Below are 25058 nucleotides of genomic sequence, written 5' to 3' on the forward strand. Positions count from 1 at the left end.
GTCCGATGCCCGGGTTCTGTAACACAGTTACACCGCCCCGAATGAAGGGTAAATAGGCGTGCAAGTAATGGAGTTCGAAGAACTGGGAGCACTGTGGCCCGATCGCCGCTGACCCGCGAAGAGGTACTGGACACCGCCACCGCCCTGGTGAAGCGGCACGGCCCGCGGGCCCTCACCATGCGCGGGCTCGCCGCCGAACTGGGCACCGCGGTCACGTCGATCTACTGGCACGTCGGCAATCGCGAATCGCTGCTGGACGCCCTCGTCGAGCGCACGGTGCGGGAGATGGGCACCCTCCGCCCGGCCGGCCGGACCCCGGCGGCCCGGATCGTCTCCGTCGCCCGCGGCCTGCGCCGCGAACTGCGCACCCGGCCGCATCTGATCGCGATGGTCCACGAACGGGGGCTCACCGAGCGGATGTTCCTCCCCGCACAGCGGGCCCTCGTCCACGAGGTGCACGCCGCGGGGCTGCGCGGGGCGCGGGCCGCGGCAGCCGTGCGGGCGGTGCAGTTCCAGACCGTCGGGTTCCTGCTCGTCGAACGCAATCGGGAGCGGTCCCCCGTCCAGTCCCCCGGCGAGGGCGATCTGTGGGCCGCGTCCACCGCGGAGGACGATCCCGAACTGGCCCGCGCGCTGGCCCGGCCCGCCGATCCGGACCGGCTCTTCGCGGACTCCGTGCGGGCTCTGGTGGAGGGGCTGCTGGCCGGTCCCGTACGACAGGCACCCGGGCGGGAGACGGCCGAATAGGAGACTGTCAGCGGCGGCCCGTATTCTCTGTGACCATGCTCGACGACCTCCAGACCGCAGCACCGTGGCCGACCGCCTACCCGCAGGGGTACGCGGTCGTCGACGTGGAGACCACCGGACTCGCACGGGACGACCGGATAGTGTCCGCGGCCGTCTACCGGCTGGACGCGCAGGGCAATGTCGAGGACCACTGGTACACCCTCGTCAACCCCGAACGCGATCCCGGCCCGGTCTGGATCCACGGGCTGACCAGCGACGTGCTCGAAGGCGCTCCGCTCTTCCCGGAGGTCGCCGCCCAGCTCTCCGAGCGGCTCGCGGACCGCGTCCTCGTCGCGCACAACGCGGCCTTCGACTGGTCGATGCTGGCCCGGGAGTACGCACGGGCCTCGGTCACCGCCCCCGTCGAGCAGCGGCTGTGCACGATCGCGCTCTCCAAGGAGCTGCGGCTGCCGCTGCCCAACCACAAGCTGGAGTCGCTGGCCGCGCACTTCGGAGTCGTGCAGCAGCGCGCCCACCACGCGCTGGACGACGCCCGGGTGCTGGCCGAGGCGTTCCGGCCGAGTCTGCACGCGGCGGCGCGGGGCGGGGTGCGGCTGCCGCTGCTGGAGTGCCGGCCGCTGACCGAGTGGTCGGACTCCCCGGTCACTCCGCGGATCGGCTACCAGCCCTCGTACGGTCAGGGCAGCTGGCGCCCCTCGCGCAAGCGTCCGGCATGCCCGTACCCGAACCCCGGGCGGTACGAGAAGGACAAACCCCTCATGCAGGGTATGCGGGTGGCGTTCTCCGGGGACACCTCCATCGACCGCGAGCTGCTGGAGGACCGGGCCGTGGAGGCCGGGCTGCACGTGGCGACCAGCGTGTCCCGGCTGACGAGCCTGCTCGTCACCAATGATCCGGACGCGGCGACGTCGAAGACGGTGAAGGCGAAGTCCTTCGGGACACCGATCCTGGACGAGAGCGCGTTCACCCATCTGCTGCGCGATGTGGCGCCGGCGGCGGCGCAGCCGGCCGCGCGGTCATCGGAGTGAACCGGGGGCGACTCGCCCGCCCGCCGCTCGCCCGCCGCCGCTCCGGCGTCCCACCCTGTGGCGCATGGCACGTTGCGAGGTTTGCGGAAACGACTACGGCATGTCCTTCGAGGTGCACGCGCAGGGCGCGGTGCACGTCTTCGACTGCTTCTCCTGCGCCATTCACCGCATGGCACCCATCTGCGAGCACTGCCGGGTCCAGATCATCGGCCAGGGCGTCGAGGTCGACGGCCACTGGTTCTGCGGCGGTCACTGCGCCCGCGCCGAGGGGAAGGTGGGCATCATCGACAAAGTCTGAGCACCGGCCGCCGCCGCGCCCCCTTCCCCCACCCCTCCGCGATGCACCCCATGACGCAGTTGTACCGTCATGGGGTGTACCGCTTCCTGTTGACCCGGCAGTGGCTGATCCTCGCCCTCCTCGCCCTCGTACTGATTCCCACGATGGTCGAGCTGGGCTTCTGGCAGCTGCACAAGCATGAGCACAAGGTCGCGCAGAACTCCCTGATCTCCCGCAACCTCAAGGCGAAACCGGTTCCGGTCACCTCGCTCACCTCGCCGGGTCACACGGTCCCGCGCTCCGACTACTGGCGCGCGGTGACGGCCACGGGTACGTACGACACCGCGCACGAGGTCGTCGTACGCCGCAGGACCTCCACCGACGACCGGATCGGCGTCCATGTGCTGATCCCGCTCGACCTCAAGGGCGGCGGCACGGTCCTGGTCAACCGCGGCTGGGTGCCCTCCGCCGACAGCCAGCGCGCGTTCCCCGACGTACCGGCCGTGCCCAAGGGCGAAGTGACCGTGACCGGGCGGCTCAAGGCCGACGAGACGACCGGCACCAGCGGCATCAAGGACATTTCGGACCTGCCGGACCGCCAAGTGATGCTGATCAACAGCGCCCAGGAGGCCAAGCGGCTCTCCCGGCCGGTGCTCGGCGGCTACATCGAGCAGACCGGACCCGAGCCGTCCGGCGGCTCCCCGGAACTGATCGCCGCCCCCGACGACGGCTCGATCGGCCCGCACATGGCGTACGCCGTGCAGTGGTGGCTGTTCGCCGCCGGGGTTCCGGTGGGCTTCGTGGTCCTCGCCCGCCGGGAGAAGCACGACCGGGTGGAGGCCGCGGCCAAGGCCGCCGCCGGGGAACAGGACCTCTGCGAGCCGAAGACGCCGGAACAGCCGGGGCAGCCCGGGCAGCCGGAACAGCCGGAGAAGCCGGCGCCCGCGACGGCCTGACGCCGCCTCCGCCGGGATGCGGGGCCGCCTCTGACAGCCGGCGTACCGAGGTGACCCCTGCCTCTCGTGGGACTGGACTGCTTAACGGGGCCCAGGTTCGGGAACACGCCAGAACGTGACCCCACGCATCGAGGACTACGCCCTCATCGGTGATCTGCAGACAGCCGCCCTGGTCGGCAGGAACGGTTCTGTCGACTGGCTCTGTCTGCCCCGCTTCGACTCGGGCGCCTGTTTCGCCGCCCTGCTCGGCAACGAGGACAACGGCCACTGGCGGATCGCCCCGAAGGGCGCCGACGCCTGTACCCGGCGCGGCTATGCGGGTGACTCCCTCGTCCTGGAGACGTACTGGGAGACCCGTACCGGCACGGTCAAGGTCACCGACTTCATGCCGCAGCGCGACCGGGAACCCGATGTCATGCGGATCGTCGAGGGCGTCAGCGGCACGGTCGAGATGAGCTCCGTGATCCGGCTGCGCTTCGACTTCGGCTCGGTCGTGCCGTGGATGCGCCGCTCGCAGGGACAACGGGTGGCGGTCGCCGGGCCGGACTCGGTCTGGCTGCGCAGCGAGCCGCCGGTCAAGACCTGGGGCCAGCAGTTCTCCACCTGCTCGTCGTTCACCGTCTCCGCGGGCGATCAGGTGGCGTTCGTCCTGACCTGGCACCCCTCTCATTCGCCCCGCCCGGAACTCGTCGACCCGTTCGAGGCGCTGGAGAACACCCTGGCCGACTGGGCCGCATGGTCGGCCCGGTGCAGGTACCGCGGCCCGTACCGCGAGGCGGTGATCCGCTCGCTGATCACGCTGAAGGCGCTCACCTTCGGCCCGACCGGCGGCATCGTGGCGGCGCCCACCACCTCGCTTCCCGAGGAGATCGGCGGCGTACGGAACTGGGACTACCGCTTCTGCTGGCTGCGGGACTCCACGCTGACCCTCGGCGCGCTCATCTCGGCCGGCTATCTGGAGGAGGCGGCCGCCTGGCGGGACTGGCTGCTGCGGGCCGTCGCCGGTAATCCGGCCGATCTGCAGATCATGTACGGCCTGGCGGGCGAGCGCAGGCTGCCCGAGGCGGAGCTGCCGTGGCTGAGCGGATACGACAGCTCCGGCCCGGTCCGGATCGGCAACGCCGCGGTCCGCCAGCGTCAGCTCGATGTGTACGGGGAGGTCATCGACTCGTTGCGGCTCGCGCGGGAGGCGGGCCTGAACGACAAGCCGCACGCCTGGAACGTGCAGCTCAGCCTGCTCGGCTTCCTGGAGTCCACCTGGCGCGAGCCGGACGAGGGGCTGTGGGAGATCCGGGGCCAGCGCCGCCACTTCGTGCACTCCAAGGTGATGGCCTGGGTCGCCGCCGACCGTGCCGTGAGCACCCTGGAGAAGAACCCCTCGCTGGCCGGCGAAGCGGACCGGTGGCGGGCGATGCGGGACGCCGTGCACCGGGAGGTGTGCGAGAAGGGGTACGACCCGGTACGGAACACCTTCACACAGTCCTACGGCTCCCGGAACCTGGACGCCGCGACGCTGCTGATCCCCCGGACCGGCTTCCTGCCGCCGGACGACCCCCGGGTCATCGGGACGGTCGACGCGGTCCGGGAGGAGCTGGGCAGCGGCTGCCTGGTCCGCCGCTACAGCACGGACGGCACCTCGATCGACGGGCTGCCCGGCAGCGAAGGGGCCTTCCTGGCGTGCTCGTTCTGGCTGGCCGACGCCCTGCACCTGACGGGGCGCACCGAGGAGGCCCGAGAGCTCTTCGAGCAACTGCTGGCGCTCCGTAACGATGTGGGGCTGCTGTCCGAGGAGTACGACACCGTCGGGCACCGACAACTGGGCAACTTCCCGCAGGCGTTCAGCCACATCGGACTGGTGGGCACGGCCATGGCCCTGGCCGGGGAGAACACGCTGGAGGCCGAGGCGGCAGGATAGGGCCCATGGATCTTGGACTGAAGGACCGCGTGTACATCGTCACCGGAGCGACCCGGGGGCTGGGCAACGCCACGGCCCGGGCGCTCGCCGAGGACGGGGCGCGGGTGATCATCACCGGGCGGGACGAGAAGCGGGTCGAGGCGGCCGCCGCCGAACTGGGGCCGGACGCCGTCGGCCTCGCCGCCGACAATGCCGATCCCGCCGCCGCTCAGCGTCTGGTCGACAGCGCGCACGAGCGGTTCGGGCGGCTCGACGGCATTCTCATCAGCGTCGGCGGGCCGGCGCCCGGCTTCCTCGCCGACAACACCGACGAGCAGTGGCAGTCGGCCTTCGATTCGGTGTTCCTGGGTGCGGTACGTCTCGCCAGGGCCGCCGCGGCCACGCTCGGCGAGGGCGGCGTCATCGGTTTCGTGCTCTCCGGCTCCGTGTACGAGCCGATCGCCGGGCTGACCATCTCCAACGGGCTGCGCCCGGGGCTGGCCGGTTTCGCCAAGTCCCTGGCCGACGAGCTCGGTCCCCGGGGGATCCGAGTGGTGGGCGTGCTGCCGGGCCGGATCGACACGGACCGGGTGCGTGAGCTGGATACGCTCTCGGGCGACGCGGAAGCCTCCCGCACGGCCAGTGAGTCACGCATTCCGCTGCGGCGGTACGGCACGCCGGAGGAGTTCGGCCGGACCGCGGCGTTCCTGCTCTCGCCCGCGGCGTCGTATCTGACGGGCATCATGCTGCCGATCGACGGCGGCTACCGGCACGGCTTCTGAACCCACGCGTTCCCGAACCGGACTGGTTTCCGGGGCGGCCCGGTTTCGTTCCGTACCGGCGGGCGGGCCGTGCGGGCGGGCGGGCCGTGCGGGCCCGTCGGTCCGCCCGCCCGCCCGTCCGACGGTGCGTCAACTCACCCTTTCCGCACGGTGCTTGACTGCTCGCAGTCGCACCTCGGCCGGCAGCTCGGCCAGCCCCGCCGAATCCCGCGCATGCGCCAGCGCCTCGTCGGTGAGGCGGCCGAGCGCCTCGTCCGGTGCCACGTGCGGCTCCATCAGCAGGCGGATCCTGGCATGCGGCGCACTGCGCCGGCCGGTCAGCGTGACCTGGGCGTGAGCCACCCCGTCCAGGGTCCCCGCCTCCTGGGCGAGCACCCCTTCCAGAGCCCGGCCCCGCAGCAGCGCGCCCTCGCCGTCGCCGCTGTCCACCAGCACCTCGGCGAGGCGGGCCCGGCGCAGTTGGGCCAGCAGCCACCACAGGGCGAGGGCGACCACGACGGCAAGGACCGCGATCACCGTCGGCCACCACCAGCCCTCGCCGCGCCAGCGGTCCCGGTCGGCCTGGCTGAGGAGCACATCGCCCTTGCCGTACCAGGGCCACCAGGACGGTACGGAGAGGCCGAGTCCCGCGGCGAGCACCGCGCCGCCGACGCAGATCAGCACCAGCCCGGCCAGGCCGAGCAGCACCCGGTTGACGGTCCTGAGCAACGGGCTCACCCCTTCTTGGTCGGACGGCGGACGTGCACGGACAGGCTGGGCGGCCTGGCCAGCCCCAGTTCCCTGATGGCGGCGGCGAGCACGGTGTCCAGATCGGCCCGTACGTCGTCGAGTTCACGGAAGTGCGACACCGCGCGCACCCCCGCCCTGCCCCGGCCCATCCGGACCCGTACCGACTGCACGCCGGACACCTCGACGGCTCGGTCGCGCAGGACCAGCGCCGCCGCGGTGCGGTCCAGACCGGCGCGTACGACGGGACGGTCGCGGCGCATCGGCAGCAGGCCGCGGAGTCCGGGGGTGACGGCGAGCACGAGCAGCCACAGGCCGATCGCCAGGGCGGCCGCCGCGCCGGCCAGCACCCAGACATTGTCCAGCGGCCGCTCGGCGAGTTCACCGGCCAGCACGCGACGCCACCGCATCGCCGGCCGGTCGGCCCGTACCGCCGCCACGTCGTAGAGGAGGAGGCCGGTGCCGCCGAGGCTCACCAGCGCGAGGACCGCCGCGGGGATGCGGCGCGGGGACCAGAATCGGCCCGCCCGGTCGCCGCTCCCGTGCTGTGCGGGCACCGGGTCGTACGCGGCGGACGAGGCGGACTGGTCGAGTTCGAGCACGTCGCCCTTTTCGACGGGCCGGACGGCGGGCGGCCGTTGTTCACGGTGTTCCGGGTCGTGGGGCTCGGTCATCGGATCCTCCCCTGTGCCGCGATGCCCGCTCCCGTCGGGTGCAGGCGCTCGACCTGTACGGCAACCTCGGGCACTTCCATTCCCGCCAACGCCCTTACCCGTTCGGCGACATGCCGACGCACCCCGCCGCACTGGCGGCCGATGTCGGTGGGGTATCCGAGCTCCAGGCTCACCCGTACCCGGGCGGTGTCACGCTGCACCGTGACCGTGGCGCGCGGCGAGGCGCCCTGCTCCGGCGGCTCGTCGATCGCCTCCTTCGCCGCCTGTGCGGCGATCTTCGCGATCACCCGGTCGGCGATCCGGGTCTCCCCGCGCTCACCGGCGGCGATCGGGCCGTCCACCCCCGACAACGCCGTCACCGCCGTCGGTCGCCGCGCTCGCGACCCCGGAAGAAGTCGCCGGGTTCCAGGTCGCCTTCCAGGAACCGGCCGACGACGAAGCCGACCGCCCCCAACGCGGCGACCAGGAGAAATGCCCCGAACCCGCCGAAGTACCCGGCGAATCCGAGCGCCATGCCGGCCACCATGCCGACCACCGCCATGTTCATCGTGCGCTCCTCAGCTGCCTCGGTTTTGGGGCCTACAGGTTCGGAGACCTACTGAAGACGTGGTTCGGGATGGTCCTCGTCGTCGGGCTCGTCGGGCAGCTTCACATCACTCACCGCGATATTGACCTCGACGACTTCCAGGCCGGTCATCCGCTCGACGGCCGCGATCACGTTCTCCCGTACGTCACGGGCGACATCGATGATCGACACGCCGTAGTCGACGACGATCTCCAGGTCGAGTGCGGTCTGTGACTCGCCGACCTCTGCCTTCACCCCGCGGGTGACGGACTTGCCACCGCCGGGGACCCGGTCGCGCACCGCACCGAACGTGCGCGAGAAGCCGCTGCCCATGGCGTGGACACCGACCACGTCGCGTGCGGCCATTCCCGCGATCTTCTCGACCACGCCGTCGGCGATGGTCGTGCGGCCACGGGTGGCGGGGTCTCCCCCACCGCGCTTGATGAGCGGGGTCGGTTCCTTGTCGGGGCTTTCGGGCCGGTTCCGCTGCGGAGTCTCGGTCATCGCCACTCTTCCCTTCGGGCAGGTTGGACCTCGTTGCCCACACTAAGTGCGCTTGCCCCGTCTCGCGCCGTGGATGCGGCAGGCTGGGGACATGACGACGGCTGACGGTCCGCGCGGGGCCGACGGATGGACGGCGGCAGTACGGCAACGGCTCGGCCTCGGCCGGCTGCTTCCGCTGGGCGGTCCGGCGGACGGGGCCTGGATCTCGGAGCGGGCCGCGGTCGCGGTGCTGCGCGGCGCGGTGGGCGGGCCGGGACCGGGGCCGGTGCTCGGGAAGCTGAGGATCTCGGTGGCCGATCCGGACGGGGCCCCGGCTGCGGAGGTGGAGCCACCGCCGAGTGCCCTGCCGCCGGGGCCGTTGCGGGTGGAGGCGACCATGTCGGCGCTGTCCGGTCAGCCGCTGCCCGCCGCCGCCGCGGAGCTGCGCTCGGCGTTGCTGGCGGCGGCCGGGCAGCGGCTGGGCCTGGTGGTCGCCGAGGTGGATCTCCGGGTGACGGAACTGCTGGACACGTCACCCGTAAGGCCGACCCTCGAACCGGCCGAGGTGCGCGAGGCGAGGGCGGAAGGCGCGGCGGGGGCCGCTGCCGCGGGTGTTCCGGGTGTTGTGGCGCTGACCCAGGTGCTGGGCAACGCGGTGCACACGGGTCCGGGCCGGGTGCGGGTCGAGCTGGCGACGGACTCGGGCCACCGGGCGCTCGACGTGGCTCGCGCGGTGCGGGGCGCGGTGGCGGCCGCGGTGGAGGGGCATCCCTCGGTCACGGTGCTGGTCACGGCGGTGGTGGAGCGGGACTGAGCCACCGGGCCCGGGACCGACCCACCGCGTCCCGGACTGCCCCGCCGGGGCTGCCGCATGGGGCCGGGGCGGATCCGGCCCACACCCCGGCTCAGTCGGTGATGCCCGCCAGGTCGCGCAGCCGGCGGCCCTGCGCGGCGCGTTCCGCGATGCGCTGCTCCTCGTAACCACGGGAGACGGCACCGCTCAGCAACGCCTTGGTCTCCACGACCGCGTCGCGCGGGGCGGCGAGCAGTGCGGCGGCCAGGTCGCGGGCCGCCACGTCCAGTTCACCGGCGGGGACCACGAGGTTGGCCAGACCGGTGCGTTCGGCCTCCTCGGCGTACACGAAGCGGCCGGTGGCGCAGATTTCGAGCGCGCGAGCGTACCCCACCAGGTTCACCAGGGGGTGGGTGCCTGTGAGGTCGGGGACCAGGCCGAGGCTGGTCTCACGCATGGCGAACTGCACGTCCTGCGCGACGATGCGCAGATCGCAGGCGAGGGCGAGCTGGAAGCCGGCCCCGATCGCATGACCCTGGACGACCGCGACCGACACGATGTCGTTGCGGCGCCACCAGGTGAACGCCTCCTGGTACTCGGCGATGGTCACGTCGAGCTCGGACTCCGGGCCGCGCGCCATGTCGAGGAAGGACGGCTCGCCGTCGAACCCCTCGGGGGTGAACGCCTGTCGGTCGAGGCCCGCGGAGAAGGACTTGCCCTCGCCACGGAGCACGACGACCCGCACGCTGCCGGACAGTGCCCGTCCGGCCTCGGTCAACGCCCGCCACAGAGCGGGGGACTGAGCGTTGCGCTTGGCCGGATTGGTGAGGGTCACCGTGGCAACCGCGTCGTCGACGGTGAGTCGTACGCCATCCTTGTCGAGCACAGAGTCGAGCGAGGTCATGGGGCGCCTCCGGATCGGTTCAGTCAGCAGGTCGAACTAAGTGACTGAACAGTAACCACCCGGCCGACAGTCAGATCGACCGGGTGGCCACCGCCGAAACCGGTGAGCCCCGGGACGGGTCCGGACGACCTGCCCCGATCCGCCGAAGGCCGTCAGGCCGTGGCGGCCTTCTTGCCCCGCGTCGCTCCGCCGCGTCCACGCAGCGTGACTCCGGACTCACTGAGCATCCGGTGGACGAATCCGTAGGAGCGGCCGGTCTCCTCGGCCAACGCCCGGATGCTCGCACCGGAGTCGTACTTCTTCTTCAGGTCTGCCGCGAGCTTGTCGCGCGCGGCGCCGGTAACCCGGCTGCCCTTCTTCAGAGTCTCGGCCACCCGTGCCTCCTCATGGGAAGTGCGCTCTGGACTCTCATGATCACCCCTCGGGGGCTTCCTGGCCACCCATTCGGCAAGGTCCGTACAACCGGATTCCGGTCCGGAGAACGGGCCGACACGACCGGAAGCCCTCATTCCACGGGGCTTCAGGGGCGGGTGGGGGCAGCTTCGGGACGAACCGGCAGGTCAGGGCCACATGGGGAACGCGGCCCCTCATGGGTGCGCCCGGCAGGTATCTGCCGGGCGCCGCACGGGGGTACGAGACGTACTCACGCAGATGATGGATCACGCATGGGCCGAATGATCCATACGGAGTGGATCAGACGGTGACCGGGCCGGGATCAGGCCAGTGCGACCAGGTCCTGGTAGTCCGCGCCCCACAGGTCCTCGACACCGTCGGGCAGCAGGATGATGCGCTCCGGCTGCAGGGCCTCGACCGCCCCCTCGTCGTGCGTGACGAGGACGACTGCGCCCTTGTACGTGCGCAGCGCGCCGAGGATCTCCTCGCGGCTCGCCGGGTCGAGGTTGTTCGTCGGCTCGTCCAGGAGCAGCACATTGGCGGAGGAGACCACGAGGGTCGCGAGCGCGAGACGGGTCTTCTCGCCGCCGGAGAGCACTCCGGCGGGCTTGTCGACGTCGTCGCCGGAGAAGAGGAACGAGCCCAGCGTCTTGCGGACCTCGACGAGATCGAGGTCGGGCGCCGCGGAGCGCATGTTCTCCAGAACGGTGCGGTCCGGGTCGAGGGTCTCGTGCTCCTGGGCGTAGTAGCCGAGCTTGAGTCCGTGGCCCTCGATGACTTGGCCGGTGTCGGGCTTCTCGGCGCCGCCGAGGAGCCGCAGCAGGGTGGTCTTGCCCGCGCCGTTGAGGCCGAGGATGACGACCCGGGAGCCCTTGTCGATGGCGAGGTCCACATCGGTGAAGATTTCGAGGGAGCCGTACGACTTGGACAGCCCCTCCGCCATCAGGGGGGTCTTGCCGCACGGCGCGGGCTCGGGGAAGCGGAGCTTGGCGACCTTGTCGGAGACCCGGACGGCCTCCAGGCCGGAGAGCAGCCGCTCGGCGCGCTTGGCCATGTTCTGCGCGGCGACGGTCTTGGTGGCCTTGGCGCGCATCTTGTCGGCCTGCGAGTTGAGGGCCGCGGCCTTCTTCTCGGCGTTCTGCCGCTCGCGCTTGCGGCGCTTCTCGTCGGCCTCGCGCTGCTGCTGGTAGAGCTTCCAGCCCATGTTGTAGATGTCGATCTGCGAGCGGTTGGCGTCGAGGTAGAAGACCTTGTTGACGACCGTCTCGACGAGCTCGACATCGTGCGAGATCACGATGAAGCCGCCGCGGTAGGTCTTGAGGTAGTCGCGCAGCCAGACGATCGAGTCGGCGTCGAGGTGGTTCGTCGGCTCGTCGAGCAGCAGGATGTCGGCGTCCGAGAACAGGATGCGGGCCAGCTCGACGCGGCGGCGTTGACCTCCGGAGAGCGTATGGAGCGGCTGCCCGAGCACCCGGTCGGGCAGGCTGAGCGCGGCGGCGATGGTGGCGGCCTCGGCCTCGGCGGCGTATCCGCCCTTGGTGAGGAACTCCGTCTCCAGGCGCTCGTACTTCTTCATCGCCTTCTCGCGGGTGGCGCCCTTGCCGTTCGCCATCCGCTCCTCGTTCTCCCGCATCTTGCGCAGGATCTCGTCGAGACCGCGGGCGGAGAGGATGCGGTCGCGGGCGAGTACGTCGAGGTCGCCGGTGCGCGGGTCCTGCGGGAGGTAGCCGACCTCACCGGCGCGGGTGATGGTGCCGCCGACGGGGTTGCCCTCGCCGGCGAGGCACTTGGTGAGGGTGGTCTTGCCCGCTCCGTTGCGGCCGACGAGGCCGATGCGGTCGCCCTTGGTGATACGGAAGGAGGCGGACTCGATGAGGATGCGGGCGCCGGCGCGCAACTCGATGCCGGAAGCGGTGATCACGGTAAAACTCCAAGGCGGGTGGACTGCGGACGGGACGACTAAGAGTTCGACTCGACGCCGTTACTCATGCACAAGGAGAATTGCCATACGGGTCATTCTACTGGCGGTGTGCAACTGCTTTTCCGCATGCGTCCACGGCACTTGTCCCGCACTCGCGGGACGCCGCCGCTCCGAGCCCGGCCGGGCCGAATCGGGCCGTTGTCAGCGGCGGATGGAAGACTGAGACGCAGATCACAGAGATCGCAGAAACGGATCACGCGAGCACGAGAAGAGGTGAGCGTCATGGCAGGCGCACCGGCCGGCGTTCCGACGATCTATCCGACGATTCTGTACGACGACGCGAAGGCCGCGATCAAGACGCTGACGGAGGGCCTCGGTTTCAAGGAGGAGGCCGTCTACGAGGGTGCGAACGGCCAGGTTCTCCATGCGGAGCTGTCCTGCGGCAACGGCAGAGTGATGCTCGGTTCCAAGGGCCGCGAGGGCGTCTTCGCCAAGGCGATGCAGGAGGCGGGCCCCGCCGGTGTCTACGTCGTGGTGGACGAGGTCGATGCGCATCACGCGCGGGCCGTGGAGCACGGGGTGGAGATCCTGATGCCGCCCACGGACCAGGACTACGGCTCGCGCGACTTCATGGCCCGGGACGGGGAGGGCAACGTGTGGACCTTCGGGACGTACGCGCCGGGGTCGGCGGGCTGACGGCCGGGCGGACCGACTGCCCGAGCGAGTGACCCGCTGCGTGGCCGGACGGGCTCGGGGTGGGCCCGTCCGGCGTGGTCGTACGCGCGCTACGCGCCGCCCGTGTGCACCTGGAACGCGGCCCGGCGCACCGCTTTGGCCAGTGCGGGGTCCGGGTGCGCGGCGGCCAGGGCCACCAGGACCTGCACGGTGCGCGGGTGGCCGGCGGCCCGTACCTCGTCCAGCAGCGCCGGCACCGTGCCCTGGACGGCCGAGTCGAGGTGGCGGACGAGCAGCCCGGTCTCGCCGTGGTCGGCGACGGCCGCCGCGGTGTCGACCCAGAGCCAGGTGGCCTCCTCCCGGCTGAGGACGTCCTGGGCGTCCTCGGGGTCGGTTCCGTCGTACTCGGCCAGCCAGAGCAGCGCGTAGGGGCGCAGCGAGGGGTCGGCGGCGACGGAGCGCACCTCGGGTTCCGCCGGGGCGCCGACGACCCGGAGGGCTTCGAAGGCGAGGCCGCGCAGCAGTGCGTCCTCACCGCGGGCCACGGCGAGAAGTTCGGCGACGGCGCTGCCGACGGGGCGGGCGGCGAGCCAGGCGCGGTATTCGTCGCGGGCCGGGCCGGGGGTGAGCCGGGCGCAGCCGAGCAGCATGTCGGCGGCGGACTGCTCGATGTTCCCGGCGGGGCTCTGGGCCGCGACGCAGATCTGCTCCAGCTTGACCCAGACCGCCCAGTTGCCGAGCGGGGTGAGGGTGGCGTGTCCGGCGCCGAGCGTGAGCGCGCCGACGGCGGCCAGCCCCTCCAGGGCCCAGTCGAGGAGCAGGGCGACCAGGGCGGCGGAGTGCGCGGCGGGGGCGGGTTGGGCCGGTGCGGGCAGCGGCTGCGGTCCGTACGGCACCTCGCAGCGCTCCTCGTGGAGTTCGGCGACGCGCTGGCCGAGCAGGTCCAGGAGGGCGGGCACGGTGACCGGGCCGGCCGAGAGCTGGAGGAGGGAGAGCACCTGGGGCACGGCCTCGACGGCCTCGGCGACCGCGGTGGACTCGATGCCCTCGGGTGCGGGGTGGACGAGCGACCAGGCGTCGAAGAGCGCCACCCAGCCGCGGAGCACGGCGGAGTCGTCGCGGTCCCAGGCGCGCAGCCGCCAGCCGGGGCGCGCGGTGCCGCCGTGCAGTTCGACGAGACCGGCCAGGCGGGCCCGGTCCCAGCCGGAGCGCACCTGGGCCGGGGACAACTCCAGGGCCGTCGCGGCCCGTTCGAGAGCCTGGGCGGCCGGTGGCGGTGCGCCGGGGAACGCGCCGTCGGCTGCCCAGTGGGCGATCCGTACGGCGTCGGCGAGGACTGTCCTGGCCTGGCGGGCCAATTCCGCCCGGGGCGGGGTGCCCTCCGGAGGGCGGGGCGCCGGCCTGGTGCGGCGGGTGGTCACCGCCTTGCGAGCAGTGGCGATGGGTCGGGGGCGGACAAGTCGCAGCCTGGAGTCGCGCGGAGTACGGGACGTCACGGGGAGCAGTCTTGCCCCTGACGGCCCGAAAGCCCAAACGGAACCCGAATTCGCGGAAGAAGGGGTGCCCAAACGGGGTCCGGCACCAATCGGCCGATCCCCCTCATCAGGTCACATCAGGGGGGTGAGAAAGCGTCTCAGGGCCTCTTCGTAGTGGACCGGATCGGCATTCCACATCGCCGCATGCGGAGCCTGCGGTACGGCGTGCAGAGCGACCAGGTCCGGGCGGCGGGCGGCGAGATCGCGGGACGGCTGCCAGGGGGCCAGGGTGTCGTCCGGACCGTGGAAGATCAGGGCCGGGACGCGCAGCTTTGATGCGAGGGAGCCGTCCAGGAGCCGGGCGCCGCGCAGCCCGGTCTGTCCCTGGGCAGCGCGGACGGCGAGCGGCAGCAGCGCGGTCGGGACGCCGTGGGCGACGGCCAGGGCGCGCAGCGTGGTGATCCAGTCCAGGACCGGGGAGTCGAGGACGAGACCCCGGATCCGGTCGCGCAGCGCGGAGTTGACGGCCGCGTGCAGCGCCATCGAGGCGCCGGTGGACCAGCCGTGCAGGACGACCTTGTCGGCCCCGTACCGCACGGCGAAGCGGACCGCCGCGTCCAGGTCGCGCCATTCGGATTCGCCGAGGTGGGCGAGGCCGTCGGGGGAACGCGGGGCTCCGGCGTCGCCGCGGTAGGCCAGGTCGAGGACGGGCAGGCGCAGGTCGTGCAGGAACCCCATGACGTTCATGGGATGTTCCCTGGTCGTCCCTAGTCCGTGCACAGTGATGACCCAGGTGTCGCGGGCGCCGGGCAGGAACCAGGCGGGCAGTACGCCCAGTTCGCCGGGGATCTCGACCTCCTTGTGGTCGAGGCCGAGGGCCGAGTAGGGGTCGCCGCTGTGCAGCTGCGGGGTGATCCGGACCTTGGCGCCGGGTTCCAGGTTGCCGCGGTCGACCCGCTCCAGTCGGCGGACGACGGTGTCGGGGGCGTGATGGGCATGTTCGATCAACGGGCCGACGACCGCGTGGACGTCGTCGCCCACCAGTCCGTACCTGCCGGGCCGCAGCGCGGCGAAGGAGCGGGTCAGGGTGATCTGCCCGGCCGCCGTGGCGTGCACGGTGAGTCTGCGGTCGGCGGGGAGCGGTCGTCCGGACGGCGCCCTGAGCGCGGCGTCGCTGGCGTACCGGCCGGCCGCGACAGCTGCCGCACCGACGCCGAGGATCGTGGTGACGGCTGCTGCCGTGACTGTTGCCGGGCGCACGGCTCCAGTGTCGGGGGACGTGCCGCACCCTGCCAGCGGGCGGGGCCGTCCGGTGTCCCGGCAGGGGGGCGGCCGTCCGGCGTCCCGGCAAGGGGGCGGTCGGGGCAGGACGGTCCTTGGCAAGGGGGCGGTCGGGGCAGGACGGTCCTCGGCAAGGGGCGGGTCAGCCCGGCTGCCCGTATCCCTTCAGGGCTTCCTGTACGTCGCGCAGCTGGGCCGGGGAGAGCAGGCTCGGGGTGTGTCCGGGTACGGAACTCGCGGTGAGCCAGAGCCGGCAGAGCCATTCCAGCTGGGCGGTCCTGTCGTACGCCTCGTCCAGGCCGGCTCCGTAGGTGACGGTTCCGTGGTTCTGGAGCAGGCAGCCCGTACGGTCCCGCAGGGCGGTGAGCATGTTCTCGGCCAGTTCCGCGGTCCCGTAGCGCGCGTAGGCCGCGACCCGGACGGGGCCGCCGAGCATGGCGGCGGCGTAGTGGACCGGGGGGACCTCGGGGACCAGGGTGGAAACGGCCGTGGCGTGCACCGCGTGGGTGTGCACGACGGCGGCCGCGTCGCTGTTCCGGTAGACCGCGAGATGGAGCGGGAGTTCGCTGGTCGGGGCCAGTTCGCCGATGATCCGGTTGCCTTCCAGATCGACGCCGACGACGTCCTCCGGACCGAGCCGGTCGTACGGCACTCCGCTCGGGGTGACCAGGACCGTCCCGCCGACCCGGGCCGACACGTTGCCCGAGGTGCCGACGACGAGGCCGTCCGTCGCCGTCCTTCGGGCGGTGGCGACGACACCCTCCCAGGCCCGTTCGATCGCGTCCCGCTGCTGATCGCTCATACGGAGATCCTGACAGCTGCGGCGGTCCCGATCAGCCCGTGGGGCGAACAGACATGCGGCCGGTCGGAGTCGTCACCATCACAAATCGGAAACGGTCGTGAATAAGGCCGACGAGGAGCCGAAACGGGCCGCACGGGGCCCTGCGCCCGACTCGCGCCGCCCGTGGAGGACGAGCGGAGAACAAACAGAGCGACCCGACTCCGTTTGGAGTCACCGTGACGCCCCGTCCAGTTCATCTTCTGTTCACTCAGGTTGCCTACGGTCCACGTGCCAATGACGTCGAACGATTGCCTGGGTAAATGGAACACATCACGCTGCTCCTCGCGATTGTGATCGTGACAGCTCTAGTGTTCGATTTCACGAACGGTTTCCATGACACCGCCAACGCGATGGCGACGACCATCTCGACCGGCGCACTCAGACCGAAGACAGCGGTGGCCATGTCCGCCGCTCTCAACCTCGTCGGCGCGTTCCTGTCCGTGGAGGTCGCCAAGACGATCTCCGGCGGGATCATCAACGAGGACGGACTGCGGACAGAAGTCATCTTCGCGGCACTCGTCGGCGCCATCCTGTGGAATCTGCTGACCTGGCTGGTCGGGCTGCCGTCCAGCTCCTCGCACGCCCTGTTCGGCGGTCTGATCGGCGCGGCCGTGATGTCGGCGGGCTGGTCGTCGGTCAACGGCGGCACCGTCATCACCAAGGTGCTGCTCCCCGCGGTCGCCGCCCCGATCGTCGCCGGTCTGGCCGCGCTGCTGGCCACCAGGCTGACGTACCGGATCGGCGGGAAGATCCGCAACGACGCCCAGGAGAAGGCCACCGCCAAGGGCTACCGCGCCGGTCAGATCGCCTCGGCCGGACTCGTCTCCCTCGCCCACGGCACCAACGACGCGCAGAAGACCATGGGCATCATCACCCTGGCGCTGGTCACCGGTGGCGTCCTGCACCCCGGCTCCAACCCGCCGGTCTGGGTGATCGTCTCCGCCGGTCTGGCCATCGCGCTCGGCACCTACCTGGGCGGCTGGCGCATCATCCGCACCATGGGCAGCGGCCTCACCGACCTCAAGCCGCCGCAGGGCTTCGCCGCCCAGACCAGTGCGGCCACGGTCATCCTGGCCTCCTCGCACCTCGGCTTCTCCCTCTCCACCACCCAGTCCTGCTCCGGCGCCGTGATGGGCGCGGGCCTCGGCCGCCAGGGCGGTGTGGTCCGCTGGTCCACCGCCACCCGGATGTTCGTCGCCTGGGGTCTGACCCTGCCGGCCGCGGGCCTGGTCGGCGCGGGCGCGGAACTCCTCACCAAGCAGGGCACGTGGGGCGTCGTGGTCGTCGCGGCGCTGCTGGTCGTGGGCTCCGGGGCGATCTGGATGGTGTCGCGCCGCAAGCCGGTCGGCCACGGCGATGTCGCACCGGCGGACGGCGTCGCCGAGCCCGCGGGCGTCGTCACCACGGCCATCGCCGCCGTCAGCCCGCCGCTCACCGCGGCCCAGGCAGCGGCGCAGGACCTCAAGGCCACCATCCCGGCCCCGGCCGGAACCACCCCGGACCCGGCGCGACCCGCCACCGTCTAGGCCGACTCTCCAGGCCGGTCCGCCCGGGCCCGCCGTCCGGGCCGCCGTCCAGGCCCGCCGTCTAAAGGATTCCGCATGAAAATCGACTGGGCAGCCCTCGGCACCGTCTTCGGCGTCTCCCTCGTCGCCACCGTCGCGCTGGTCGGCCTCTTCACCCTGGGCATCGTCGGCCTCTCCAAGCAGCCCGAACCGGCCACGCAGGGCGGCTCCGGCGGCTCACTGCTGCTGGCCCGCGCCGGCGCGTACGTCTGCTTCGCGCTGTGCGCGGCGGCGGTCGCGTACGGGATCTATCTGATCGTCGCCTGAACCACGCCCCGCGCACTCCCACTTCGGGCCGGACACACCTCGTGTGTCCGGCCCGAAGTGCTGCGCCCGGACCGGTGTGGGCCTCAGCACACTGCACCGTCGCAGGTCAACGGCAGGTTGACGGGTGTTCGCGGAGCGTGGTGGACTGCCGGAGCCAATTACGGCGACAGCAGAGGAAGCCGGTGCGAATCCGGCGCGGTCCCGCCACTGTCACCGGGGAGCAGTCCCCCACACCGGAAGTCACGGCACGCGCGAGCGGGCTGGAAGGCCGGGGGAACTGCGGATCCGGGAGCCAGGAGACTCTCGTCGCCGGTCACGTCGAACCAGGGCGCGGACCCTGAGTGAGGACATATCGCCATGCCTGGCTGCCGTGCGTCCGTTGCTGTGGCGCTCTCGTCGAGAGCCGCCCGTACGAAACTCCTTCGAGGCGTAACGGCCGGTTGAGCCGTGCGTGCCGATCGCATCTTCGCGTACGGCGCCACAGCCGGTCTGATCGGCGATCTGCTGCTCGGTGACCCCCGCAGGGGGCACCCGGTCGCCGCCTTCGGGCGGGCCGCGGCGGGCGTCGAGCGCCGGCTGTGGCGCGACCACCGCGGGTGGGGCGCGCTGCACACCCTCGTCTGCGCCGGAGGCGCCGCGAGCGGTGCCGCGCTGCTCGCCCGTGCCGTACGCGGCCACCCCGCCGCCTCGGTCGCGTTGACCGCGGCCGCCACCTGGTCCGTCGTCGGCGGTACCTCCCTGGGGCGTGAGGCCCGGACCATCGGCGACGCCCTGGCCGCCGGTGACATCGACCGCGCCCGCGAGCGGCTGCCGCATCTGTGCGGGCGCGATCCGCACTCCCTCGACGGGCCGCAGATCGCCCGCGCCGTGGTGGAGTCCGTGGCCGAGAACACCTCGGACGCCGTGGTCGGCGCCCTGGTGTGGGGTGCGCTGGCCGGTGTCCCCGGGCTCGTCGGCTTCCGGGCCGCGAACACGCTCGACGCCATGGTCGGCCACAAGTCGCCCCGCCACCGGCGCTACGGCTGGGCCTCGGCCCGCCTCGACGACCTCGCGGGCTGGCCCGGTGCCCGGCTCACCGCCCTGCTCGCCGTGGCCTCCGGGAAGCGGCCACGTGGAGCGGTACGGGCGTGGCGGGCCGATGCGGCCAAGCACCCGAGCCCCAACGCGGGCCCGGTGGAAGCCTCGTTCGCGGGTGCGCTCGGCGTACGGCTCGGCGGGACGCTCGCGTACGGCGGCCGCGTCGAGCACCGTCCCGTCCTCAACGGGGAGACGGGCCGGGCGGTGGAGACCCAGGACATCGAACGCGCGGTACGGCTGTCGCGCCGGGTGAGCGCGCTGGCCCTCGGCGTGTGCGTGGCGGGCCGGCTGGGCATGGCCCTCGCCGCACGGCGGATCGCGGAACGCCCGATGGCAGAACGCCCGGTCGCAGGAACCTCGATCGCGGGGACTTCGGTCGCCGGAGCCTCGATCGCCGGGACTTCGGTCGCCGGAGCCTCGATCGCCGGAATTTCGATGGCAGCACGTTCGATCGCAGGACGGAGACGGACATGAGCGGCGGACTGCTGGTCGCCGGTACCACCTCGGACGCGGGCAAGAGCGTCGTCACCGCGGGCATCTGCCGCTGGCTCGTACGCCGGGGCGTGAAGGTGGCGCCCTTCAAGGCGCAGAACATGTCGCTGAACTCGTTCGTCACCCGCGAGGGCGCCGAGATCGGCCGCGCCCAGGCCATGCAGGCCCAGGCCGCCCGCGTCGAGCCGACCGCGCTGATGAACCCGGTCCTACTCAAGCCCGGCAGCGACCGCTCCAGCCAGGTCGTTCTGATGGGCAGACCCGTGGGCGAGATGAGCGCGCGCGGCTACCACGGAGGCCGGCAGGAAGCGCTGCTCTCCACGGTCGTGGACTGTCTGGAGCAGCTCCGGGGCACGTACGACGCGGTGATCTGCGAGGGGGCGGGCAGTCCGGCCGAGATCAATCTGCGGCGCACGGACATCGTGAACATGGGCATCGCACGGGCGGCACGCTTCCCGGTGGTGGTCGTCGGCGACATCGACCGCGGCGGCGTCTTCGCCTCGTTCTTCGGTACGACGGCGCTGCTCGACGCCGAGGACCAGTCGCTGATCGCCGGCTACCTCGTCAACAAGTTCCGCGGCGACGTCTCGCTGCTGGAGCCGGGCCTGGAGATGCTGCGGGACCTCACCGGGCGGCAGACGTACGGGGTGCTGCCCTTCGCCCACGGCCTCGGCATCGACGAGGAGGACGGGCTGAGGGTCTCGCTGCGCGGGGCGGTGCGCGAGTCGGTCGTCGCGCCACCGCACGGCGAGGACGTGCTGCGCGTCGCGGTGTGCGCCGTACCCCTGATGTCGAACTTCACCGACGTCGACGCGCTGGCCGCCGAACCGGGCGTCGTCGTCCGGTTCGTGGACCGCGCCGAGGAACTGGCCGACGCCGACCTCGTCATCGTCCCGGGCACCCGCGGCACCGTGAAGGCGCTGGCCTGGCTGCGCGAGCGCGGCCTCGCCGACGCCCTGCTGCGGCGCGCCGCCGAGGGCCGACCGGTCCTCGGGATCTGCGGCGGCTACCAGCTCCTCGGCGAACACATCGAGGACGAGGTCGAATCCGGGGCCGGGCACGTCGACGGCCTCGGCCTGCTGCCCGTACGCGTCCGCTTCGACCGCGAGAAGACCCTCGCCCGCCCCGTCGGCGAGGCGCTCGGCGCGCCGGTCGAGGGGTACGAGATCCACCACGGCGTCGCGGACGTGCACGGCGGTGAAGCGTTCATCACCGACGGCCGAGGTCACGGCCTCGACGGGTGCCGGGCCGGCTCGGTCCACGGCACCCACTGGCACGGCTCGCTGGAGAGCGACGCGTTCCGCCGCCGCTACCTGACCGAGGTCGCGCGGGCCGCCGGCCGGAGCTTCGTCCCCGCCCCCGACACCTGCTTCGCCGCGCTGCGCGAGGAACAGCTCGACCGCCTCGGCGACCTCATCGAAGAACACGCGGACACCGACGCGCTGCTGCGGCTCATCGAGTCGGGCGCACCGTCCGGACTTCCCTTCATCGCCCCCGGAGCACCTGGAGCACGCGCATGAACGCCCCTACGAGCACCGTGCTGTTGCTGTCGACCGCCGACACGGACCTCCTCGCCGCCCGCGCCTGTGGCGCGCCGTACCGGATCGGCAACCCCACCCGCATCGACGCCCGCGAGGAACTCCCCGCACTGATCGAGGGCTCCTCCGTCGCCGTCGTCCGCCTCCTCGGCGGCAAGCGCGCCTGGGAGGACGGGCTGGCCGTCCTCAAGGCGTCCGGCATCCCGACCGTGCTGCTGGGCGGCGAGGCCGTGCCGGACGCCGAGCTGATGGCCGAGTCGTCCGTACCGGCCGGGGTGGTCGCGGAGGCGCTGCGCTACCTCGTGGAGGGCGGCCCCGGAAACCTCGTGGAGCTGGCCCGCTTCCTGTCCGACACCGTCCTGCTGACCGGTCACGGCTTCGCCGAGCCGCAGCAGATGCCCGAGTGGGGCCTGCACGGCGCACGCGCGTTCGTCGAGGGCCGCCCGACCGTCGGGGTGCTCTTCTACCGGGCGCACCAGCTGTCCGGGAACACCTCCTTCGTGGACGTCCTGTGCGATGCGGTCGAGGCGCGCGGCGCCAACGCCCTGCCCGTGTACTGCGGTTCGCTGCGCGGCGCGGACGCCGGTCTCTACGAGCTGCTCGGCAGGGCGGACGCCCTGGTCGCCACGGTCCTTGCGGCGGGCGGCACCCGCGCGTCGGACGCCTCCGCCGGGGGCGACGACGAGGCCTGGGACATCGGCGCGCTCGCCGACCTGAACGTCCCCGTCCTCCAAGGCCTGTGCCTGACCTCCTCGCGCGCCGCGTGGGACGCCTCGGACGCGGCGCTCTCCCCCATGGACGCCGCGATGCAGGTCGCGATCCCGGAATTCGACGGCCGGCTGATCACCGTCCCGTTCTCCTTCAAGGAGCAGGGCCCCGACGATGTGCCCGTCTACCGCGCCGACCCCGAACGCGCCGCGCGCGTCGCCGGAATCGCGGTACGCCACGCCGTCCTCAAGCACAAGCCGAACGCCGAGAAGAAGCTCGCCCTCGTCTTCACCGCCTACCCGACCAAGCACTCCCGCGTCGGCAACGCCGTCGGCCTGGACACGCCCGCGTCGGCGGTACGGGTCCTGGACGCCCTGCGCGACGCCGGTTACGGGGTCGACGGGCACCCCGACAACGGCGACGAGCTCATCCACCGCCTCATCAACGCCGGTGGCCACGACGTCGAGTGGCTGACCGAGGAGCAGCTCGCCGCCGCCCCCGCGCGCGTCCCGCTCGCCGACTACCGGGCCTGGTTCGAGAAGCTGGAACCGGAGCTGCGCGACTCGATGCTGGAGCACTGGGGCGAGCCGCCGGGCTCGCTGTACGTGGACGGGGACGACATCGTCCTCGCCTCGTTGCAGTTCGGGAACGTGGTGGTGCTGATCCAGCCGCCGCGCGGCTTCGGCGAGAACCCGATCGCGATCTACCACGACCCGGACATGCCGCCGTCGCACCACTACATGGCGACGTACCGCTGGCTGGAGACCGCAGCATCGGAGGGGGGCTTCGGCGCGGACGCCGTCGTCCACATGGGCAAGCACGGCACGATGGAGTGGCTGCCGGGCAAGGGCCTCGGCCTGTCAGCGGGTTGCGGCCCCGATGCCGTGCTCGGCGAACTGCCGCTGATCTACCCGTTCATCGTCAACGACCCGGGCGAGGGCACCCAGGCCAAGCGGCGCGGGCACGCCACCGTGGTGGACCATCTGGTGCCGCCGATGGCGCGTGCCGACACCTATGGCGACCTGGCCAAACTGGAGCAACTGCTCGACGAGTACGCGCTGGTCAGCGATCTCGACCCGACGAAGGCGCCGTCGGTGCGGGCGCAGATCTGGACGCTGGTGAAGGCCGCCGAGCTGCACCACGACCTCCATGTCGACGAGCAGCCCGGCGACGACGACTTCGACTCGTTCGTCATGCACATCGACGGCTACCTCTGCGAGATCAAGGACGTCCAGATCCGCGACGGCCTGCACATCCTCGGCGGCGGTCCCGTCGACGAGGCGCGGGTCAACCTGGTGCTGGCCGTGCTGCGCGCCTCCCAGGTGTGGGGCGGCACGGCGAACGCGCTGCCGGGGCTGCGGGCGTCGATCGCCGGGCACTTCGGGCTCAGCGAGAAGGAGTTGCTGGCCGAGCCGGGCGCCACGGTGAAGGTGCCGGCCGAGCTGACCGGACTGGTCGACGGCCCGGCGCGCACCGGTGCGGACGCGATCGATCTGCTGGAGAAGCTGTGCCGCCGGCTCGCGGAGGGCATGGAGGAGCGCGGCTGGGACCTCGCGGCCGTGGCGGGGCTGGTACGGGACGTCCTCGGCTTCGAACTCCCCGACGCCGTGGCCGTGTTGGGCTTCGCGTGCGAGGAGGTCGTGCCGCGGCTGGCCCGGACGACTGACGAGATCGATCACATTCTGCGGGCGCTGGACGGCGGCTTCGTACCGGCGGGTCCGTCGGGCTCGCCCACCCGCGGCCTGGTCAACGTGCTGCCGACCGGGCGCAACTTCTACTCGGTGGACCCGAAGGCGATTCCGTCCCGGCTGTCGTGGGAGGTCGGCCAGTTGCTCGCGGACTCCCTGATCGCCCGGTACCTCGCCGACTCGGGCGACTACCCGAAGTCGGTCGGCCTGACCGTGTGGGGCACCTCCGCCATGCGTACGCAGGGCGACGACATCGCGGAGATCCTGGCGCTGCTCGGCTGCCGGCCGGTGTGGGACGACGCGTCGCGGCGGGTGACCGGCTTCGAGGTCGTGCCGGTGAGCGAGCTGGGCCGGCCGCGCATCGATGTGACGGTGCGGATCTCCGGGTTCTTCCGGGACGCGTTCCCGCATGTGGTGGGGCTGATCGACGACGCGGTACGGGCGGTGGCGGAGCTGGACGAGCCGGCCGAGGCCAACTACGTACGGGCACACGCCGACGAGGACACGGCGGTCCACGGCGACCGGCGCCGGGCCACGGCACGCGTCTTCGGCTCGAAGCCGGGGGCGTACGGTGCGGGGCTGCTGCCGCTGATCGACGCCCGGAACTGGCGCTCGGACGCGGACCTGGCCGAGGTGTACGCGGTGTGGGGCGGTTACGCGTACGGGCGCGGGCTCGACGGGCGGGCGGCGCGCGGGGACATGGAGACGGCGTTCCGGCGGATCGCGGTGGCGGCGAAGAACGTGGACACGAGAGAACACGACATCCACGATGCCGACGACTATTTCCAGTACCACGGCGGGATGGTCGCCATGGTGCGGCATCTGACCGGCGAGTCGCCCGAGGCGTACGTGGGGGATTCGGCGACGCCGGATCAGGTGAAGACGCGCACGCTCGGCGAGGAGACGCACCGGGTTTTCCGGGCACGGGTGGTGAATCCGCGGTGGATGAGCGCCATGAGGAGACACGGCTACAAGGGCGCGTTCGAAATGGCCGCGACCGTGGACTACCTCTTCGGGTACGACGCGACGGCGGGGGTCGTCGACGACTGGATGTACGAGAAGTTGTCGGCGGAGTACGTGTTCGACGAGACCAACCGGGACTTCATGAAGAAGTCCAACCCCTGGGCGCTGCACGGGATTTCGGAGCGTTTGCTGGAGGCGGCCGAGCGGGGGCTGTGGGCGGAGCCGGACGCGGAGACGCTGGAGCGGCTCCACGCGACCTACCTCGAACTTGAGGGAGATCTGGAGGGGGACGAGTGAGCGGTCCGCCCATGTCCGCCCATCGGGGGCTCCGCCCCCGGACCCCTG

The 25058-nt window shown here is 72.0% G+C and carries 24 protein-coding genes and 1 riboswitch; of the genes, 13 read left to right on the forward strand and 11 right to left on the reverse strand.

Annotation, left to right across the window (positions count from 1 at the left end; translation table 11 throughout):
- The first annotated feature begins 93 nt into the window (after positions 1 to 93).
- The 6 genes from OH735_RS07905 to OH735_RS07930 all read left to right on the forward strand — a co-directional run bounded on the left by OH735_RS07905 (position 94) and on the right by OH735_RS07930 (position 5684).
- Positions 94 to 747, forward strand: a complete 654-nt coding sequence (locus OH735_RS07905) for a TetR/AcrR family transcriptional regulator (RefSeq protein WP_406380642.1) — start codon at positions 94 to 96, stop codon at positions 745 to 747.
- Between the two features lie 29 nt (positions 748 to 776).
- Positions 777 to 1775, forward strand: a complete 999-nt coding sequence (locus tag OH735_RS07910; protein ID WP_406380644.1) for a DEDDh family exonuclease — start codon at positions 777 to 779, stop codon at positions 1773 to 1775.
- A gap of 64 nt (positions 1776 to 1839) precedes the next feature.
- Positions 1840 to 2073, forward strand: coding sequence for a hypothetical protein (locus tag OH735_RS07915; RefSeq protein WP_072482991.1), 234 nt, complete (start codon positions 1840 to 1842; stop codon positions 2071 to 2073).
- A 74-nt stretch (positions 2074 to 2147) separates the two neighbouring features.
- Entirely contained in the window at positions 2148 to 3008 is an 861-nt protein-coding gene (locus OH735_RS07920) for an SURF1 family protein (RefSeq protein ID WP_406386465.1), read from the forward strand.
- A 115-nt stretch (positions 3009 to 3123) separates the two neighbouring features.
- Positions 3124 to 4923, forward strand: coding sequence for a glycoside hydrolase family 15 protein (locus OH735_RS07925; protein ID WP_406380646.1), 1800 nt, complete (start codon positions 3124 to 3126; stop codon positions 4921 to 4923).
- Between the two features lie 5 nt (positions 4924 to 4928).
- Positions 4929 to 5684, forward strand: a complete 756-nt coding sequence (locus OH735_RS07930) for an SDR family oxidoreductase (protein ID WP_406380647.1) — start codon at positions 4929 to 4931, stop codon at positions 5682 to 5684.
- Between the two features lie 129 nt (positions 5685 to 5813).
- Here OH735_RS07930 and amaP read toward each other — a convergent pair whose 3' ends face one another.
- From amaP to OH735_RS07955, 5 genes are read right to left on the reverse strand one after another with little or no spacing between them, the layout of a single operon-like run.
- Positions 5814 to 6392, reverse strand: coding sequence for an alkaline shock response membrane anchor protein AmaP (gene amaP, locus OH735_RS07935; RefSeq protein WP_406386466.1), 579 nt, complete (start codon positions 6390 to 6392; stop codon positions 5814 to 5816).
- Positions 6393 to 6397: 5 nt separating this feature from the next.
- Positions 6398 to 7084 carry a DUF6286 domain-containing protein gene (locus OH735_RS07940; RefSeq protein WP_406380649.1) on the reverse strand — a complete coding sequence of 229 codons (687 nt, stop codon included), beginning with the start codon at positions 7082 to 7084 and terminating at the stop codon, positions 6398 to 6400.
- Positions 7081 to 7443 carry a hypothetical protein gene (locus OH735_RS07945; RefSeq protein WP_406380651.1) on the reverse strand — a complete coding sequence of 121 codons (363 nt, stop codon included), beginning with the start codon at positions 7441 to 7443 and terminating at the stop codon, positions 7081 to 7083. The genes OH735_RS07940 and OH735_RS07945 overlap by 4 nt, the downstream gene beginning before the upstream one ends.
- On the reverse strand, positions 7440 to 7631 hold the full coding sequence (locus OH735_RS07950) for a hypothetical protein (RefSeq protein WP_266745425.1): 192 nt from the start codon (positions 7629 to 7631) through the stop codon (positions 7440 to 7442). Before OH735_RS07950 ends, OH735_RS07945 begins: the two co-directional genes overlap by 4 nt.
- A 48-nt stretch (positions 7632 to 7679) precedes the next feature.
- On the reverse strand, positions 7680 to 8153 hold the full coding sequence (locus tag OH735_RS07955) for an Asp23/Gls24 family envelope stress response protein (protein ID WP_406380653.1): 474 nt from the start codon (positions 8151 to 8153) through the stop codon (positions 7680 to 7682).
- A gap of 91 nt (positions 8154 to 8244) precedes the next feature.
- Between OH735_RS07955 and OH735_RS07960 the strand changes: the two genes are divergently transcribed.
- Positions 8245 to 8946 carry a hypothetical protein gene (locus OH735_RS07960; protein ID WP_406380655.1) on the forward strand — a complete coding sequence of 234 codons (702 nt, stop codon included), beginning with the start codon at positions 8245 to 8247 and terminating at the stop codon, positions 8944 to 8946.
- Between the two features lie 91 nt (positions 8947 to 9037).
- On the opposite strand, the gene OH735_RS07965 is transcribed toward OH735_RS07960, so the two are convergent.
- The 3 genes from OH735_RS07965 to OH735_RS07975 form a co-directional block, all read right to left on the reverse strand.
- Positions 9038 to 9829, reverse strand: coding sequence for an enoyl-CoA hydratase/isomerase family protein (locus tag OH735_RS07965; RefSeq protein ID WP_406380657.1), 792 nt, complete (start codon positions 9827 to 9829; stop codon positions 9038 to 9040).
- A gap of 152 nt (positions 9830 to 9981) precedes the next feature.
- Positions 9982 to 10203, reverse strand: a complete 222-nt coding sequence (locus OH735_RS07970) for a helix-turn-helix domain-containing protein (protein ID WP_018518904.1) — start codon at positions 10201 to 10203, stop codon at positions 9982 to 9984.
- Positions 10204 to 10544: 341 nt separating this feature from the next.
- Positions 10545 to 12143: an ABC-F family ATP-binding cassette domain-containing protein gene (locus OH735_RS07975; protein ID WP_406380659.1), complete on the reverse strand. Its 1599-nt coding sequence runs from the start codon at positions 12141 to 12143 to the stop codon at positions 10545 to 10547.
- A 282-nt stretch (positions 12144 to 12425) separates the two neighbouring features.
- Here OH735_RS07975 and OH735_RS07980 point away from each other — a divergent pair, with 282 nt between their 5' ends.
- Complete coding sequence (locus OH735_RS07980) at positions 12426 to 12839, forward strand: VOC family protein (RefSeq protein WP_406380661.1); 414 nt, start codon at positions 12426 to 12428, stop codon at positions 12837 to 12839.
- Between the two features lie 89 nt (positions 12840 to 12928).
- Here the strand turns inward: OH735_RS07980 and OH735_RS07985 are convergent, their stop codons facing one another.
- The 3 genes from OH735_RS07985 to OH735_RS07995 form a co-directional block, all read right to left on the reverse strand.
- Entirely contained in the window at positions 12929 to 14239 is a 1311-nt protein-coding gene (locus OH735_RS07985) for a hypothetical protein (protein ID WP_406386468.1), read from the reverse strand.
- Between the two features lie 186 nt (positions 14240 to 14425).
- Entirely contained in the window at positions 14426 to 15553 is a 1128-nt protein-coding gene (locus OH735_RS07990) for an alpha/beta hydrolase (protein ID WP_406380662.1), read from the reverse strand.
- A gap of 163 nt (positions 15554 to 15716) precedes the next feature.
- Complete coding sequence (locus OH735_RS07995) at positions 15717 to 16376, reverse strand: class II aldolase/adducin family protein (RefSeq protein ID WP_406380664.1); 660 nt, start codon at positions 16374 to 16376, stop codon at positions 15717 to 15719.
- Positions 16377 to 16675: 299 nt separating this feature from the next.
- Between OH735_RS07995 and OH735_RS08000 the strand changes: the two genes are divergently transcribed.
- The 5 genes from OH735_RS08000 to cobN all read left to right on the forward strand — a co-directional run bounded on the left by OH735_RS08000 (position 16676) and on the right by cobN (position 25010).
- Complete coding sequence (locus OH735_RS08000) at positions 16676 to 17941, forward strand: anion permease (RefSeq protein ID WP_406380666.1); 1266 nt, start codon at positions 16676 to 16678, stop codon at positions 17939 to 17941.
- Between the two features lie 75 nt (positions 17942 to 18016).
- Positions 18017 to 18247 (forward strand): hypothetical protein, encoded by a 231-nt coding sequence (locus tag OH735_RS08005; protein WP_266745434.1) that lies wholly within the window; start codon positions 18017 to 18019, stop codon positions 18245 to 18247.
- Between the two features lie 171 nt (positions 18248 to 18418).
- Positions 18419 to 18550: riboswitch (cobalamin riboswitch) on the forward strand.
- Positions 18551 to 18694: 144 nt separating this feature from the next.
- Positions 18695 to 19798 carry a cobalamin biosynthesis protein gene (locus OH735_RS08010; protein ID WP_406380668.1) on the forward strand — a complete coding sequence of 368 codons (1104 nt, stop codon included), beginning with the start codon at positions 18695 to 18697 and terminating at the stop codon, positions 19796 to 19798.
- A complete protein-coding gene (locus OH735_RS08015; protein ID WP_406380670.1) occupies positions 19795 to 21336 on the forward strand; it encodes a cobyric acid synthase in 1542 nt (513 codons plus the stop codon). Before OH735_RS08010 ends, OH735_RS08015 begins: the two co-directional genes overlap by 4 nt.
- The gene (gene cobN / locus OH735_RS08020; RefSeq protein WP_406380671.1) at positions 21333 to 25010 is read left to right on the forward strand and encodes a cobaltochelatase subunit CobN; all 3678 of its coding nucleotides are present in this window, start codon (positions 21333 to 21335) and stop codon (positions 25008 to 25010) included. Before OH735_RS08015 ends, cobN begins: the two co-directional genes overlap by 4 nt.
- Positions 25011 to 25058 lie beyond the last annotated feature (48 nt).

It is taken from the genome of Streptomyces sp. NBC_01618, assembly GCF_045209435.1.
Classification (GTDB): domain Bacteria; phylum Actinomycetota; class Actinomycetes; order Streptomycetales; family Streptomycetaceae; genus Streptomyces.